Genomic DNA, 15525 nt, shown 5'->3' with positions numbered 1-15525 from the left:
CACTTAAGATTCAAAGTTATAAGTCCAATAAGGTTCTACTTCTAAGAAACTGTGCACTTCTCCAGGGACATCAGGTGTTGCTAATTGTTCTAAAAATGGTCCTGTTTGTGATGCATGTGCTTCAAATGCGCGAAGTTTTACCTCTTTATAATCACTGATCTCATTTAGAATGTCGGGTTCACCTAATTTTTCAGGTGCGTCATTACTAAATGCTACAAGTTGTAAACGTGGTCTTTCAGATGCTGCCATACGACCAACAGTTCTTACGACTGCTTCAGCAGTAGCTTCATGATCTGGGTGTACAGCGAACTGAGGATAGAACGAAATAATCACAGATGGTTGTAATTCATCAATTAAAGATTTAACCATAGCATCCATTTCATCATGGGGTTCAAATTCAACCGTTTTATCTCTTAATCCCATTTTACGTAAATCAGTTATGCCTATTGCTTCCATGGCATTTTCTAATTCTTTTTCTCTAATGTCCGGTAATGTTTCACGTGTTGCAAAAGGTGGGTTACCTAAATTACGCCCCATTTGCCCAAGCGTTAAACATGCATAAGTGACCGGAACGCCATTGTCGATATAACGTGCGAGTGTGCCTGCAGATGAGAACGATTCATCATCTGGGTGTGGAAAAATTACTAATACTTGGCTTTCCTCTAACATAATATGCCTCCTTAAGCTTTAAATGGTTGAGTACTTATTTCTAACGCAGCAGCTAATTGACCTTCATAGTTAAAGCCTGCTAATAGAAACTCGCCATTTTCATTTACTTCGTAATGTGTTAACCCTTGAACATAAACCCAACCGTTATCTTTTAATTTGAGTCCAACACGGAAAGGATCTTTGTTTCCGCCTTTAAGTTGCGCATGTTCATAAGTCACTTGAATATTTCTTAAAAAGGTTCCTGCATTAAATACACGTTGGTCAAAGTGTGCAGCGTAAGCACCATTTGTTGTTTCGACGTGTAAGTATACAGGTTTATGCTCATATGAAGAAAGTAAAGATTGTACTTTTTCATGATTGATTTCTTCCAAAATTTTGCCTCCTTGCTTTCAAAACCCAACATTACAAAATTCATTTGATTTAAATTTAGTACAAATAATGTACTCTAAAATATATCTCCAGTCTAGTTTAAACCGACTTTTGTACATTTGCTACCTGAAAAGTAAATTTTATATACCAGAATTGTACTGTAATTTTGATTATCTATCTATTCTACTAAAAACAGCAATAGAAATGTATAACTCTGCTCATTTTAATGTAAATAATTTATATTCTATAACATAATATAAGTTCTAAAATTCAAATTCTGTTAAAACCATCAGAAAAACGTATAATATATGTTGTAATCATATGTAATATAAAATAGTTTGATCATCTAAATAGGAGGGCATTGGTTTATGAAAATAACAAATCTTGGAACGAGAAGTTATGCTTCTTTTTATGTAGCTTGTGAATTATACAAGCAGATGAGTCAACAATGTCATAGTAAATTAGGTTTAGCTACAGGTGGTACCATGGTTGAAGTCTATAAATTTTTAGTCGAGTTATTAAATAAAAACAAATTAGACGTATCTCAAATAGAAACATTTAATTTAGACGAATATGTAGGACTTGATGTTACACACGCACAAAGTTATCACACATATATGAACGAGGTATTATTCAAACGTTATCCTCACTTTAATCCGTCATTAGTTCATATTCCAGATGGAAATGTGGAGAATTTAGATGAAGAAACAAAGCGTTATGAAAATTTGATTAACCAACAAGGCCCAGTAGATATTCAAATATTAGGCATCGGTGAAAATGGGCATATTGGTTTTAATGAGCCTGGTACAGATGTGAATAGTGCCACACATGTTGTAAATTTAACAGAAAGTACGATTAATGCAAATAGCCGCTATTTTGAAAATGAAGATGAAGTACCCAATCAGGCTATTTCTATGGGACTTTCTACAATTTTAAAAGCACAGAGAATCATTTTACTCGCATTTGGAGAGAAGAAAAGAGCGGCTATTGAGAAATTAGCTGAAAATGAAGTGAATAGTGATGTGCCAGCTACGATATTACATGCACATCCTAATGTAGAAATTTATGTTGATGATGATGCAGCACCTAGATTATAGTGACTGAGTTTTAATCATACAGAAAAGGGTAAACATTTTAAGCGTAAGATTTTAAAGCGTAAGATTTTAAAGCGTAAGCTTAGTCCAGTGAGGCTTTGATAATCTAATTCAAGAAGGGATGATCAATTTGGAATTACAACTAGCAATTGATTTATTAAACAAAGAGGAAGCGGCAGAGCTTGCAAATAAAGTTAAAGACTATGTAGATATTGTAGAAATTGGTACACCGATTGTGATAAATGAAGGGTTACCAGCAGTACAACATTTAAATGATAATATTGAAGGCGTTAAAGTTTTAGCTGACCTTAAAATTATGGACGCAGCAGATTATGAAGTGAGCCAAGCAGTGAAGTTTGGTGCAGATGTCGTAACTATTTTAGGTGTTGCAGAAGATGCTTCTATCAAGGCTGCAGTAGAAGAAGCACATAAACATGGTAAAGAATTATTAGTCGATATGATAGCCGTACAAGATTTACAAAAGCGTGCGAAAGCATTAGATGAACTAGGAGCGGACTATATTGCCGTTCACACAGGTTATGATTTACAGGCTGAGGGCGAATCACCATTAGAAAGTTTACGTCAGGTGAAATCAGTAATTAAAAGTTCTAAAGTTGCGGTAATCGGTGGTATTAAACCGGATACGATTAAAGAAGTGGTAGCAGAAGACCCAGATTTAGTTGTAGTTGGTGGCGGTATTGCTAATGCAGAAGATCCAGTAGAAGCTGCAAAACAATGTAAAGATGCGATTGAAGGCAGATAATATGACTGAAATTACAAACTATCGTTTAATCTTAGACGAACTAGATCACACCCTTTCACATGTGAAAGATAATGAAGCTGAAGTTTTTTTAGCACAGGTCGTTAAAGCGAAACAAGTTTTTGTTGCTGGAAAGGGTCGCTCTGGTTTTGTAGCAAACAGTTTTGCCATGCGTTTAAACCAATTAGGCAAATATGCATATGTTGTTGGAGAGTCAACGACACCTTCCATCAGTTCAGAAGATTTATTTGTAATTATTTCTGGCTCAGGAAAAATGGAACACTTGAAACTTTTAGCTGATAAAGCTAAAGGTGTTGGCGCTGAAGTGGTTTTATTGACGACAAGCCCAAATTCACCAATAGGTCAATTGACGAATGCAATCATTGAGTTGCCAGCTGGTACTAAATACGATGCAGAAGGTTCGGCTCAACCATTGGGTAGTTTATTCGAACAAGCGTCACAAATATTCTTGGACAGCATCGTTTTAGATTTAATGTCAGAACTGAATATAGATGAAGAAACCATGCAACAAAACCACGCAAATTTAGAATAATAAAGGCATTCAAGAGGTTAGCACATAATTCACTAACATCGTTTAACTGTCGACAAGGTCTCTGACTTTGTTGGCAGTTTTTTTGTGCGTAATTTTCGTGAATAAATAAAATTTTAGATTGTACACTATAGCTAATAATATTTCTACGAACATTGCGCTCTTATTAAAGTATATCTTATTTATATTTAGAAATAAGATATAGCTAAAATAATGTTTTTTATATTAATCATGTTGTTAAAATTTATATTATAAATATATAATGTAATTATTAGTGTTTTGTTATTTGTTAAAGTAAGGGCTTTCAAAAAAGGCTCATCTATTTTAATATTAATCAAATAGGTAAAAATAAATAAATTTGGTTAAAAAGGAATAAAAATAATTTTTCTAAAAATTAGGCATGATTAATCATATAAAGCTAAGGTATATTGATGTTTTAGCATCTAATGAGATGAAGGTGAGATGTTTGAAGAAACGACAATGGAAATTAAGTACAATAATTATTATTTTTGTGTGTATGGTTGTACTAATTTCTTTAGTTATTACTAGTATTTTGATAGGTAATACAGTTAAAAACTCTATTCATAAAACCGCTGAAGAGAAGGCGGAAGCTGTGTCTAGAACCACGGCGCAATCAAATATTGTCAAAAGAGGTTTGAAAGATAAAAGTAAGGAGCAACAAATACAGCGTTATGCTTCAGAAATTAAATCAGCTACAGATGTCAGTTTTATTGTTGTCATGGATATGAATAGTACAAGAAAATCACATCCCAATTCTGATTTAATAGGTAAAAAGTTTCAAGGGGGAGATGAATCCCCAGCCTTAAAAGGTAAAGAAATCATAACTGAATCTAAAGGAACTTTAGGAAAATCGTTAAGATCATTTACCCCAATTTATGACAATGGTGAACAGATTGGTTTAGTCGCAGTCGGCATCCCAATTGAAACTGTAAATGAAGCATTTGCATCAGGATTGAGAGATATTTTTATTGGTCTGATTATAGGTATGTTTTTCGGTATCATCGGTGCGTATTTATTGGCGAGATATATTAAAAAGATACTACATGGTTTAGAGCCTGCAATTATTGCGAAACGATTAGAAGAAAGAAATACGATGTTGCAGTCTGTACATGAGGGTATCGTTGCAGTAGATAGAGAAGGTAAAATTAATTTAGTAAATAAATCAGCTGCACAAATATTTAAACGAGCAGGTTTAACAGAGTATCCGATAGGAATGAAAATAAATGAATATTTGGATTCAACTCAATTGCATAAAGTAGTAGAGATTGGACAACCTGAAGTTGATGAAGAACAAAATATAAACGGCGTAAAAATATTGGTGAATAGAGTGCCACTATATGTTAATAACCAAATCGTTGGAGCAATTTCAACTTTTAGAGATAAGACAGAGATGAGTAGATTATCTGAGCAGTTAGTAGGAGTAAAAACATACGCTGAAACATTACGTGCGCAATCTCATGAATTTAGTAATAGGTTACATGTTATCATGGGCATGTTACAAATGGAGAATTATGAGGAAGTAAAACAATATATTCGAGAAGTCGTGCGTTATAGTGCGCAAGAAAATGTTAATATTGCTACGCAAATTAAAGATGCAGCATTGGCAGGTTTTTTAATTGGGAAACTGAGTTTGGCTAGAGAGAAAAATATAGAATTAACGATTCATATAAATGAAATAGTGCCAGAACCTCACGACAGTCAATTAACACATGAAATTATTACTGTGATTGGTAACTTAATTGATAATAGTATAGATGCTTTAGCAAATCAGAAAAGCAAAATAATCGAAGTTAAGTTAAATTACTCTCAACAAAATTTGAAAATTGATATTACAGATTCTGGGGAAGGCCTAACACCTCATATGCAACAAAAGATATTTGAAAAAGGTTATTCTACAAAAGGCGACAATAGGGGATATGGACTGTATTTAATAAATGAAAGTGTTAAGAAGCTAAACGGCTCAATTAACGTCGATAAAGATTCGGATGGATATACTAAATTTATAGTTGAAATCCCATACGAATGAAAGAAGGGGTAAAGATGATTGATGTATTAATTGTTGAAGATGATCCGATGGTTGCTCAATTAAACAAGCAATTTTTAGAGAAAATAGAAGGATTTAATGTAAATGATATCGCACATAACATTAAAGATGCCACAGCAATACTTCAATGTAAGAAGGTTGATTTAGTGTTATTAGATGTCTATTTACCAGATGAAAGTGGGTTAACGTTGCTAAATTATATACGTCAACATCAGTTGAAAACAGACGCGATCCTCATTACTGCAGCTTCAGACATAGAAAAAGTTCAAACTGCACTACACTATGGAGTGGTTGATTACTTAATTAAACCATTTGAATTTGAAAGATTTGAACAAGCATTAGTTAAATATAAGCATAAGTTTCAAATATTTAATCAACGTGAAGTAGTAGATCAAACCGCGTTAGATGAGGCGCTACTTAATAAGCGCAATACCACTCATGAAACTAAAGCGACACTCCCTAAAGGGTTAACGCAGAGTACATTGCAAGCAATTGTTAATAATGTAAATCAATCAGAAAAGAGTGAGTTTTCTACGGCAGAAATTGCAGAAGCGGCCCATATATCTAGAGTTTCTGTACGTAAATATTTAAAGTTTCTAGTAGAAATAGATATGCTTGAAGAATCGCTCACTTATGGCATTGGTAGACCAGTTTATTTATATAAATTTAAAAAGAAAAACATCGATTTTCTACAAAGATATATATCAATTACTTAGAAATTATGTAATAGTGCTTCAAGTAAATCTTTGTAGTGTCTATAACTGCTGATTGAATATCTACTGTTGAATTTGGACTATGATTGAAGTCTAAAGTTCAAAAAGGCATAAAATTAGTTTATAATTGGAATTAATTAACTTTAGGAGTGTTTTTTTGAAATACTTTTTAATTACTATGGGTGTATTATTTACAATTATTGGTTTTGTAGGAGCTGTATTACCGCTATTACCTACAACGCCATTTTTGCTAGTTGCTGTTATTTGTTTTTCCAAGAGTTCGGAGAGATTTGAAAACTGGTTAGTAAATACTAAAATTTATATAACTTATGTAGAGAGTTTTAAAAACAACAAAGGCTATACTTTGAAAAATAAATTTAAGTTATTGATTAGTGTTTATATTGTTGTTGGATTTTCGATTATTATGATAGATCATTCATTAATCAGACTAGGTTTGGTAATAATGCTGCTCATCCAAACAATTGTACTATTTACAGTTGTTAAAACATTACCTAAGCATTTTTAAGCCTAAAAAATTAGAAATAAGCAACAATAGGATAGCGATTAAACTGTATTTAATTTTTATTTTGACCATTTGTATTTATAAAAGATAAAAATGGTCAAATGCTCATGTATAATCTCACAAACTCAATAAGCAGATTACAAGAGAGGGCTTAAAAATAAAGATATAGGGTCAATGTGCATAAAAACTAGTTTTTAAGCGTTATGCTTTATAACTGGAGGGTTGAAAATGAAATTTATCAGTATTATTTTAGGTGTTTTAGTGATACTTTCTTGGTTGTTTGTACTAAAAGAGTACAAACAAGGAAATGAGAAAACAGAAAAAGGTAAGATAGTCATTCTAATTGCTTGTGCTTTGACTTTAGTAATGACATTAATGAATTTCTTTGACTAGTTAGAAAGTTGAACATCATACTAATTGGTTTTAAAAGTGATCGAGTTAAAATTTATAAACTTTAGTCATTATATGACATAATATGAATAGAAAAGCTCCCCGGAATCTATATAGTCGATTTCGGGGAGCTTTTTAACAAGAAAATTATTTTATTCTTTTAAATATAGTTGAAGTAACAGCACAAAAAATGGTAATACCAAGTAAGACACATAAAAGTATAAAGCTACTGCCAGTGACATTAAAGCCCATTTCAAAAGCAGTATTACTATGATGCATATAGAAATTTATAATTATAGTAATTACCACGCCAATAAAGGAAAGTATACCTATAATATCAATCATTAATTTAGCGTAAGGGTACTTGATATTTCTAGCAGTCATATCTTCACCGCTTTCTTTAAATTTGGTTTATGGAAAATACTAGTTGTTTGTACTTAAAGTAAAGAAATAAATAATAGATAAATCAAACAAATTTTTTATAGGAAGAATACTACACTTATCATCAAAGAATTAGCAATTCATTTTTCCTTAAACTTTAAATGTTAATCATAATTATAAAATACATAATATTTTGTGATAAATACTATATACATAATAACATAGTTTATTAATATGTTATAATTGTCACAAATATATTTTAGGGAAAGAGGGTTTGATAATGAAGGCTATAAAATATGCATTACTCATCGCGTTAACATTACTATTAACAGCTTGTAATAATGCTAAATCAGAATATGAAACGCCTGATAAAGAAGCACAAGCGACAGAAACACCAACTGAAATATTTTCAAGCCAGAAAATAGATGAAACTATTAGTGAAGAAGAAATGGATTCAAGTATTAAGCAATATTTAGATACGTTTAACGCGTTGGAAGAAAATACTTCAAAAATGAGTGAGAAAGATGAGTTAAGTGAGAAGGATCAAGTAAAATTAAATAGATTAACAAAAATGGCTCACAAGAATGATGAAAACTTTAAGCATTTTATAGAATCAAATCAAATACCTGAACAATATGAAAAAGGAAGTTTTGAAGTTAGTGATTATGTAACTTCTGTGAATGAATTAATGAGTAAAATTAATGATAAAGTAAATGAAACGAAAAATGAGTCACATTCAGATAAAGCAAAATTAAAAGCTGTAGGAGAAATTGAAGATCTGAATGCTAAATATAAAGATAGAGTTAATGGAAAAAAACAGGAAAAAGTAGAACAATTTCTAAATAAACATGATATTAAAACTAAGGCGTTTGATTAAAATAAAAGAGAAGTATATTGATTAGTAATGTTAATCCCCTCACTGCTGTATATATGTAGTGAGGGGGTTAACTGTTTAAATAGGTTCATTTAGTTACCGAACTTATTTCCTTTTAGATCATTATAAGTATGTTGTTTATTCTTATTTTTTAATTTAATAAATGTTGGATATAGCAAAATTAATAAAACGACTAAAATTTTGGGCGACACTTTTATACACCTCTTTTCATAGGGATTATAAGTAGTTATTAAGCAGTAAATTAATATAAAAATCTAATTGTTGTTAGTTATTTTGATGCTTTTCTATTTTGTCAAAAACTAATTCTACTACGTAATGGGTTACAACTCCTAAAATAATGGATAACAGTATAAGCGTAAAAATATTTAATTTGTCATACCAATCATTAAGTGTAAATAAAGTTGCATATACGAAAAGTAAAATAAATTTAGTGAATGTTTTTTCACCTTCCACTGTACGTCACTTCTTTCGCAAAATAAATTTTAGAATGTTGATATAGAAACCTAAAAGGTCTTATGTAAAAATAAAAATAACTTTTTGATGAGTTTCAGTATGAAATAAGTGATGAAAATTAATAGTTCTAAATTTAAAAATAAGACCATCTGTGACAATTTTGATGATAAATACTTTTATTGTTATGAACTCTAATTCAACAAAAGATACAAAGGCTAATTAATCATTTATACTATTAAAACTAGTAGGATAAAAATTAATTTGTATATCTTTTAAAGGTAAAAACCTAAAACTTACTTTGCCAATAACTTTATCATTTGGAACTAATCCTAAAGCCCTTCTACTATCATTACTTATGTATCTATTATCTCCTAGTACCAAATACTTCCCTTTAGGGATTGTTTGATGACTTTTAGCATGTTTCAAATCAGATACATTAAAGTTTTTAGTAAGATATTTGGTAGACTTATTATTTTTATTAGTATCCAAATAGGGTTCATTAATATACTTGTCATTGATGTATAAGTTATTTTCCTTGTATTCCACCTTATCTCCAGGAACCCCAATTAACCTTTTAATATAGTCTTTATCTTTAGTTGCGTGAAAAACAATTACATCTCCTCTATGTATTTTATTTAAAGGAACTGAAAGTTTACTCACGATTAATTCGTCGTGGTCATGGAACGTGGGGAACATTGAGCTCCCGCTAACAGTGTATCTAGTAAAAATAAAAGTATTAATAAGTAAAGCTACAGCAATACCTATAAGTATAGAAAGTACCCATTCAATAATATGTTTTTTCATGCAAATAATCCTCTTTACTATGTTTAATGAAAAAAATTACGTATAACTATTTATAAATTTTTAAAAATAAAATTGGGAATTGATATTTCTAAAAATAAACACTAAATAAGTTTAACATAATGTTTGTTCGCAATAAATATTACTTAAAGGTAATGATTTTTAAGTTTTTATAGCAATTGCTAAATTTAAACATTCAAATTATATTGAGTAGCTTAATGATTATTAAGGAATTCTTTTTGTTAAGATAAATGATTATGTTTTGAAATAAACATTTATAATATAATTAATCGTAAAATTTATTGATAAAAATCAAAAAAACTATTTATTATTGTATTGATAAAAGATAAACTTATTATGAAAATAAATTGGAGGTTTATTATGGGGAAGATAAAAGATTTTTTAAACAGATTTAAATGGATTTTGATTGGAGCATTAATTTTTGTGATTATTATCACTGTTATCGCAACATTGATAGTGAAAAACCATAAAGTAAATGTTGAGGATGATGTGAAAGTTGATTTTAGTGGTTACAATAAATCAGGGTCAGCAGAAATCACAGATGACTCCTATGAAAAAGTTATGAATAAGCTTTATGTACGTGCATTAAAACAATCTAACTTCAAAAACAAAGAAGTAATTAAGATGATTGAGGATAATAACACAGAAGAAATTGAAGAAGAAAATTTAAATTATGAAGAACAACAACAAGCTAGACAAGCATCAAAAATCATGGAAAATGTAGATTTTGATATACATAACGATACCGATTTGAAAAACGGAGACAAAGTCAAAGTTAAATTAGAAATCAAAAAAGGTATCTCAAAAGATTATAAATTGAAAGCCAAGGAATTCACAAAAGAATTTAAAGTGAAAGGGCTAGAAGAACCTAAAAATTTAACAGCCAAAGATTTATTTGAAGGTTTAAAACCAAAATTTACTGGTGTAAATGGCGCAGGTTCATTTAATTTAATAAGTAAAGATGCACCAAAAGCATTAAAAGATTTGTCACTTTCTAATTATGAGTTTACAGTACCTAATAACGGAAATTTAAAAAACGGTGAAGAACTTAATCTAAAAATTCCTCAAGATTTAGTAGATGATATAAATAACAGTGGTTCCAACACTTTTAGCGGTAGTAAATCTTACAAAGTGAAGGTTAAAGATTTAAAAGATATTAATAATATTGATAACATCACTGAGGTGCTAGAAAAAAATAATAAGTTAATTAATAAAGCGTATGAAAGTAGCGAATACAGAAAATATAATACAGAAAATATAGGTAATTATTATAAAGTTCAAAATGGAAATTCTGGAAGTATTTATTCATATGAAGACGAAGATAAACAAAGTGAAAAAGTAACGCCTGTTTCAGATATTGAACCAACAAATCTAACGCTTATTACAACGGCTAAAATTACTGAAACAGGTGAATTTACTGATTCAGAAGTTAAATATAGCTATGAAGGCTATGAAAATTATAAGCTAGAAGGTAATAGACTTGTTAAAGACGATACTACTGAAGAACTTTCTATGACAAGCTCAAAAGAAAAATTGGATGAATTGACTAAAAAACTCGACTCAGATAATTATAAAAAAATGTAGTAGTTAATAATTATAAGAAACAGTTAGAACGTTAAGAAAAAGTTATATCAATTTAAAATGTTTAGTAGAAAAAGCAAGTGAGGGGGTAATTCATGATATTAGAAGCTGCTATGTTACAAGTTAAGAAAAACATGGAATTTGATTTTGAAAAATCATTTGAGGAAGCATCAAGAATTATTAGCTCTATGGACGGTTATATAAGTCATTCATTGAACAAATGTTTTGAGGAAAGTAACAAATATTTATTGTTAGTAAAATGGGAAAAGGTAGAAGACCATACAAAAGGCTTTCGTAATTCTTCAGAATATAAACAATGGAAAGATTTATTACACCATTTTTATGAACCCTTTCCAGTAGTTGAACACTTCAAAGAAATTGAATTTTAAGTAAGCTAGCAAGTACGACTTAATATGTGTAATTATATTTAATTTGTTTCGAAATCGAAAATAAATGAATATTGAAATTATTGTTGGAATGATATATGATTATAAATAATTTAAAATTAAAATCAGAGAAAAAGAAAAAGTATACAGCATAAAAACAGGGAATAGAGGCCATCGGCTGGAAGCTTCTATAATTTATAAATACTTTACTACTTTGGAGATATGTATGAAAGTACATCGTTTAATAACATGTTACGTTATTCAATGAGCTCTAATTAGTTAATTGACTAATTAGAGGAAATTGGGTGGTACCACGAGACTGCGCTCGTCCCTATATCTATAGGGATAAGCGCAGTTTTTTTAATATAAAATAAAGGAGTGTTATCAATGTTTGAAGATAATATGAAGATTGAATTATCAAATAATAATGAATTGGAGGTGCCACAGGAAACAACATTATTTCATATTGCTAAAAGTATTGGTAACTCTTTCTCAAAAAAGGCTGCCCTAGGATATGTTAATGGTGAGTTAAAAGAAATAACTTATGTGATTAAAGAAAATAGTAAAGTAGATTTTATAACTTATGAAGATAAAGAAGCTGAGGAATCAATAAAATACACATTAGCTTTTTTAATTAGTTATGTTATACAAAAACAATTTGAAAATATTAAAATTGCAGATTTAGGCGTAGATAATAATTCTTTTTATTGTGATTTTCAAAATCCAATCAAGAACATTAATAAAAATGACTTGAAAGATATAAATAAAGCATTGTATAAACTTATTGAATCTAATCCAACAATAGAGATATCGGAAATGTCTAAAGAAAAAGCTAAAGTAGTTTTAGCAGACAAAGCATATATGAAGTACCATATTGAACATAATAATGAAGAAAATATTAAAATTGCTAAAATTGGAGATTATATATCATTAATTACTTATCCTATTATAAGTAATTTAACAAAACTTAAAAATTATAAGTTGAAAAATATTTCGTCTACAAATTGGTTAAGAGATGTAAATAATGAACCTCTACAACGTATATCAGGTATAGCCTTTTCTAGCAGAGAAGCCTTAGAGGATCATGAGTTATTTCTTGAAAAATATGAAAATATAAATCATAGAAAATTAGGTAAAGAGCTGAATTTATTTACATTTTCTGATTATGCTCCAGGTATGCCTTTCTATAAGCATAACGGTCAAATTATAAGATTAGAACTCCAAAATCTTTTAAGGAAATTACAATTTGAAGAAGATTACGAAGAAGTTTATACTCCTTTCATTATGAACGAATCATTGTGGAAAGATAGTGGGCACTGGGATCACTATAAAGATAATATGTATTTTACAGATGTAGATGATTTGAAGTATTCATTAAAGCCTATGAATTGTCCTGGTCATATGCTGATTTATAAGAATGAACATCACTCCTATAGAGATTTACCTATTCGCATGGCTGAATTTGGTCAAGTACACAGACATGAACTGAGTGGATCTTTAAATGGTCTGTTTAGAGTAAGGACATTTAACCAAGACGATGCTCATATCTATATAAATAAAAAGCAAATAGAAAATGAAATTCTTAATGTAATAAATTTAATAGATAAAGTATATACAATCTTTGGATTTGATTATGAAATTGAATTATCTACACGACCAGATGATTACATGGGAGATATCAACTTATGGAATTTTGCTGAAACTTCTCTTGAAAATGTTTTAAAATATAATAATTTAAAGTATACACTTAATGAAAAAGACGGTGCATTTTATGGGCCGAAAATAGATATTCATATTAAAGATGCATTAGGTAGAAGTCACCAATGTGGCACAATACAACTCGATTTCCAAATGCCAGAAAAATTTGATTTAAATTATATTAATGAAAATAATGAAAAAGAAAGACCAGTAGTTATTCATAGAGCGATTTATGGATCTATAGATAGGTTTTTAGGTATCTTACTAGAGCACTATAGTGGGAAATTACCATTATGGTTATCTCCTAATCAAGTTAATATTATACCTGTTAATAACAAATTACATTTACATCATGTAAGTCGAATCAAAAAATTGTTAAAGTCTAAAGGGATAAGAGTAAATGTTGATAATACAGAAGAAAAAATGGGATATAAAATTAGAAATGCTCAAATTAGTAAAATACCTTACACTATTGTTATAGGTGACGATGAATTGAATAATCAAACTTTATCAGTACGAAAGTATAATGAAAATAAAAATAAAATATATAATATTGATGAATTTGTAGAAAAAATTGTAAGTGAAAAAAATGTGTTTAATTAAATAAAGTTGAATGTTTTGCAATGAAAATCCCCCTAAACTAGGATTCGAAATTCCGTCATTTAGGGGGAATTTTGTATGCGAAAATAACTTTACATATTTGATGAATATCGAAAAGAAAAAATTTAGATTTTATACTAAAATTGATCAATATAATAACGAAGTTTATCTAATGCATATTTAATATTTGTATCATTTTCATAGGAATAAGATAATCTAATAGTATTTTCTGTACTTCCATAAATATATCCTGGGTTAATAAGAATTTGTTCTTTATCTGCAAGTTCAATAAAAATTTTTTTAATATTAATACTATCTTTTAATGTCATCCATATGAAAAATCCACCTTCAGGAACATTCCACGTCGCAATTGTTGAAAAGTTTTCATTCAATATTTTTAACATATAATCTCTTTTTTGTTTTAATGCTTTACGTACAAATTTAATGTGGTCATCATATTCACCACTATTCAACATTTCATAAACAACCATTTGAGATAATATACTAGATCCATAATCAATTTGCATTCTAATATCTCCAAGTTGTTCTACAATTTTCTCAGAAGCAGCTATCCAACCAATACGCATGGCTGGGGCAATTGTTTTTGAAAAGCTATTAATGTAAATAACATTGCCATTCGTATCAAATGCTTTGATTGGTATATTTGGTTTATTTTCAAACCATAAATCTCTGTAAATATCGTCTTCAATTATTGGGATATTGTGTACTTTACTATAGTTTAATATATTTTCTCGTGCTTTTGATGAAAGTACTGCGCCTGTAGGATTATTAAATGTTGATTCTACATAAAATGCTTTAATGTAAACATTTGGGTGACTGTTTAATAGTGCCTTTGATTCTTTAGGTTGATTGTAATTTATATTGATACTACGCATATTTAATAGATCGAAGACATTTGTAGAGTCGACATAAGAAGGTGTGTTTCGAAATATAATTGTATTTTGGCTCAAAAAACCTATTGAAAGTAATTGAATAGCGTGCAGCGCACCAGAAGTTATTAATATATTTTTACTTGATACGGAAATATTGTGTCTTTGTAGTCTTTTGGCAATAAGTTCCCTCAATTTAATATAACCATAGCCATTATTATAGCCAAATGACAGATCGCCTATGTAGTTTGAAACACGATGCATAGCTTTTTTTAAGTCTTCATGTGGTAGAATTTCGTCTCCTAATTCGCCTTTGCTTACATGTATATATGATTGATTTGTTTCTAATTTATTAATAAGTTGTACAGTGTATTGGCTACGGGTACTTGAGCTCCATTCCATCATTTCTTCCCATTTATTTATAATATATGTTTTGTTTAAATAATCATTAACATAAGTACCGCTTCCTCTTGAAGTGTATATAAATCCTTCAGATTCCAATAACTCGATACTTTTGATGATTGTAACTCTGTTTACATTAAATTGGTCTGCTAATTTTCTTTGTGATGGAATACGCATTCCATAAAACCAGTCCCCATTAATGATTTTCTCTCTTATATATGAAGCAATATCTTTATATTTCATAAATACCTTCCTTTTAAAATTGGTTGGGTTAATTTTCGTCG

The 15525-nt window shown here is 29.5% G+C and carries 16 protein-coding genes; 11 read left to right on the top strand and 5 right to left on the bottom strand.

Annotated features, from left to right (window positions below; translation table 11 throughout):
* Nucleotides 1-3: 3 nt before the first annotated feature.
* Nucleotides 4-669, bottom strand: coding sequence for a bacillithiol biosynthesis deacetylase BshB2 (gene bshB2, locus D9V42_RS11120; protein ID WP_107555194.1), 666 nt, complete (start codon nucleotides 667-669; stop codon nucleotides 4-6).
* Between the two features lie 11 nt (nucleotides 670-680).
* Nucleotides 681-1040, bottom strand: coding sequence for a YojF family protein (locus D9V42_RS11115; protein ID WP_017723530.1), 360 nt, complete (start codon nucleotides 1038-1040; stop codon nucleotides 681-683).
* A gap of 366 nt (nucleotides 1041-1406) precedes the next feature.
* Between D9V42_RS11115 and nagB the strand changes: the two genes are divergently transcribed.
* From nagB to D9V42_RS15305, 7 genes are all read left to right on the top strand, one after another.
* Entirely contained in the window at nucleotides 1407-2135 is a 729-nt protein-coding gene (nagB, locus tag D9V42_RS11110) for a glucosamine-6-phosphate deaminase (protein ID WP_122064968.1), read from the top strand.
* Nucleotides 2136-2262: 127 nt separating this feature from the next.
* Nucleotides 2263-2895, top strand: a complete 633-nt coding sequence (gene hxlA / locus D9V42_RS11105; protein WP_107555192.1) for a 3-hexulose-6-phosphate synthase — start codon at nucleotides 2263-2265, stop codon at nucleotides 2893-2895.
* Nucleotide 2896: 1 nt separating this feature from the next.
* Nucleotides 2897-3445, top strand: a complete 549-nt coding sequence (gene hxlB / locus D9V42_RS11100; protein ID WP_122064966.1) for a 6-phospho-3-hexuloisomerase — start codon at nucleotides 2897-2899, stop codon at nucleotides 3443-3445.
* A 463-nt stretch (nucleotides 3446-3908) separates the two neighbouring features.
* Nucleotides 3909-5489, top strand: a complete 1581-nt coding sequence (gene dcuS, locus D9V42_RS11095) for a DcuS/MalK family sensor histidine kinase (RefSeq protein ID WP_107555190.1) — start codon at nucleotides 3909-3911, stop codon at nucleotides 5487-5489.
* A gap of 14 nt (nucleotides 5490-5503) precedes the next feature.
* Nucleotides 5504-6223, top strand: a complete 720-nt coding sequence (locus D9V42_RS11090) for a response regulator (protein WP_107555189.1) — start codon at nucleotides 5504-5506, stop codon at nucleotides 6221-6223.
* A 154-nt stretch (nucleotides 6224-6377) separates the two neighbouring features.
* Entirely contained in the window at nucleotides 6378-6746 is a 369-nt protein-coding gene (locus tag D9V42_RS11085) for a YbaN family protein (RefSeq protein WP_107543199.1), read from the top strand.
* 225 nt (nucleotides 6747-6971) lie between these two features.
* Nucleotides 6972-7136 carry a hypothetical protein gene (locus D9V42_RS15305; RefSeq protein WP_167456104.1) on the top strand — a complete coding sequence of 55 codons (165 nt, stop codon included), beginning with the start codon at nucleotides 6972-6974 and terminating at the stop codon, nucleotides 7134-7136.
* A 144-nt stretch (nucleotides 7137-7280) separates the two neighbouring features.
* Here the strand turns inward: D9V42_RS15305 and D9V42_RS15345 are convergent, their stop codons facing one another.
* Complete coding sequence (locus D9V42_RS15345) at nucleotides 7281-7517, bottom strand: hypothetical protein (RefSeq protein WP_107543198.1); 237 nt, start codon at nucleotides 7515-7517, stop codon at nucleotides 7281-7283.
* 277 nt (nucleotides 7518-7794) lie between these two features.
* Between D9V42_RS15345 and D9V42_RS11075 the strand changes: the two genes are divergently transcribed.
* Complete coding sequence (locus D9V42_RS11075) at nucleotides 7795-8391, top strand: NDxxF motif lipoprotein (RefSeq protein WP_107556432.1); 597 nt, start codon at nucleotides 7795-7797, stop codon at nucleotides 8389-8391.
* Between the two features lie 690 nt (nucleotides 8392-9081).
* Here the strand turns inward: D9V42_RS11075 and lepB are convergent.
* Nucleotides 9082-9666 carry a signal peptidase I gene (gene lepB / locus D9V42_RS11065; protein WP_122064964.1) on the bottom strand — a complete coding sequence of 195 codons (585 nt, stop codon included), beginning with the start codon at nucleotides 9664-9666 and terminating at the stop codon, nucleotides 9082-9084.
* Nucleotides 9667-10044: 378 nt separating this feature from the next.
* Between lepB and D9V42_RS11060 the strand changes: the two genes are divergently transcribed.
* The 3 genes from D9V42_RS11060 to thrS all read left to right on the top strand — a co-directional run bounded on the left by D9V42_RS11060 (nucleotide 10045) and on the right by thrS (nucleotide 13952).
* Nucleotides 10045-11268, top strand: a complete 1224-nt coding sequence (locus D9V42_RS11060) for a hypothetical protein (protein ID WP_122064962.1) — start codon at nucleotides 10045-10047, stop codon at nucleotides 11266-11268.
* Between the two features lie 92 nt (nucleotides 11269-11360).
* Nucleotides 11361-11654 (top strand): antibiotic biosynthesis monooxygenase family protein, encoded by a 294-nt coding sequence (locus D9V42_RS11055; RefSeq protein ID WP_122064960.1) that lies wholly within the window; start codon nucleotides 11361-11363, stop codon nucleotides 11652-11654.
* Nucleotides 11655-12038: 384 nt separating this feature from the next.
* Nucleotides 12039-13952: a threonine--tRNA ligase gene (gene thrS / locus D9V42_RS11050; protein WP_107556352.1), complete on the top strand. Its 1914-nt coding sequence runs from the start codon at nucleotides 12039-12041 to the stop codon at nucleotides 13950-13952.
* A 134-nt stretch (nucleotides 13953-14086) separates the two neighbouring features.
* Here thrS and D9V42_RS11045 read toward each other — a convergent pair whose 3' ends face one another.
* Nucleotides 14087-15484, bottom strand: coding sequence for an aminotransferase-like domain-containing protein (locus D9V42_RS11045; RefSeq protein WP_122064958.1), 1398 nt, complete (start codon nucleotides 15482-15484; stop codon nucleotides 14087-14089).
* Between the last annotated feature and the right edge of the window lie 41 nt (nucleotides 15485-15525).

This window comes from Staphylococcus pseudoxylosus (assembly GCF_003697915.1).
Lineage (GTDB): Bacteria > Bacillota > Bacilli > Staphylococcales > Staphylococcaceae > Staphylococcus > Staphylococcus pseudoxylosus.
Note: the sequence above shows the minus strand (reverse complement) of the source record. Positions and strands in the feature narration are given on the sequence as shown.